Annotated in this window: 2 protein-coding genes; both read right to left on the bottom strand. The window is 44.2% G+C overall.

The features are described from left to right. On the bottom strand, positions 1-284 hold a 284-nt coding region (locus tag A3766_RS24315; protein WP_156509102.1), incomplete at its 3' end, for a sigma-70 family RNA polymerase sigma factor. Positions 285-313: 29 nt separating this feature from the next. Next, complete coding sequence (locus A3766_RS24310) at positions 314-1,135, bottom strand: MinD/ParA family protein (RefSeq protein ID WP_068511924.1); 822 nt, start codon at positions 1,133-1,135, stop codon at positions 314-316. Positions 1,136-1,188 lie beyond the last annotated feature (53 nt).

Genomic DNA, 1,188 nt, shown 5'->3' with positions numbered 1-1,188 from the left:
CTTGCATTCCGATGAACAGACCTTGGCACCCAGTCTCCCCGGCGCACCTCATCCATCATCGAACCACGAATTCTAATGCCCGCATAAGTTTCAAAGGACGCACCTTTAGAAGCTTCATACTTCCTGGAAGCCTCTAATAACCCGATCATACCAGCCTGAATTAAATCATCGACCTGAACGCTAGACGGTAGACGAGATATCAAATGATGCGCAATTTTTTTGACTAAAGGCGCATGAGACCGAATCAAATCATCGGCACGTTTTACTTGAGCGTCTGTATACATCAGCCTATGACACCGGAACTAAACACGTTCTAGTTTGAGGTAGCCTGAACCAGGCGCTCAACAAAGAACTCCAAATGACCTTTTGGAGAAGAAGGCAGTGGCCAGCTATCCGCTTTTTGGGCAAGCGTCTTATATGCCAACGATGCTTTTGCACGAGGATACACATCAGAAACAGCCCGTTGACGCTGCACTGCTTTTTTCACCGACTCATCGAAAGGGATTGACCCAACATACTGCAGAGCAACATCGAGAAATCTCTCAGTAACGTGAGCAAGCTTGGAATAGAGGTGGCGCCCCTCTTCCTGCGTTTTAACCATATTCGCCAGTACACGAAAACGGTACATATCGTAATCGCGATTTAACAATTTAATTAGCGCATATGAATCGGTAATCGATGTAGGCTCATCACATACGACAACAATAACTTCTTGCGCAGCCCTAAGAAACGAAACAACACCATCGGATATACCTGCTGCGGTATCAATAATCAGGACATCGAGATCTTCAGAAATTTCACTAAAGGCATTAATTAAACCGGCATGTTCCATTGGATTCAAAGAAACCATTTTTTGCGTACCAGATGAAGCTGGTACTACTTTTATTCCTTTGGGCCCATCAACCAAAACGTCACGCAGAGAACATTCGCCACTTATCACATCCGCTATATTGCTTTTAGAGGTGATACCTAACAAAACATCAACATTAGCCAAACCTAAATCGGCATCTAAAAGTACGACACGACGCCCCATCTCAGCGAGCATAATCGAAAGGTTAATAGACACATTACTTTTGCCCACACCACCTTTACCGCCAGTTACCGCGATTACCTGAACCGGATTAGAATTCGCCATACTGGTGAAAATCCCCTTTTATACATCTAATTATTTTTCGCACTTCAGTTTAT

Source organism: Oleiphilus sp. HI0132, from assembly GCF_001635845.1.
The sequence above is the reverse complement of the archived record's forward strand: the minus strand, read 5'-3'. Positions and strand labels throughout refer to the sequence as shown.

What these genes read in the sequence shown, in the direction of transcription:
- A3766_RS24310 (WP_068511924.1), bottom strand. Translation starts at nt 1,135, where the DNA reads ATGGCGAATTCTAATCCGGTTCAGGTAATCGCGGTAACTGGCGGTAAA.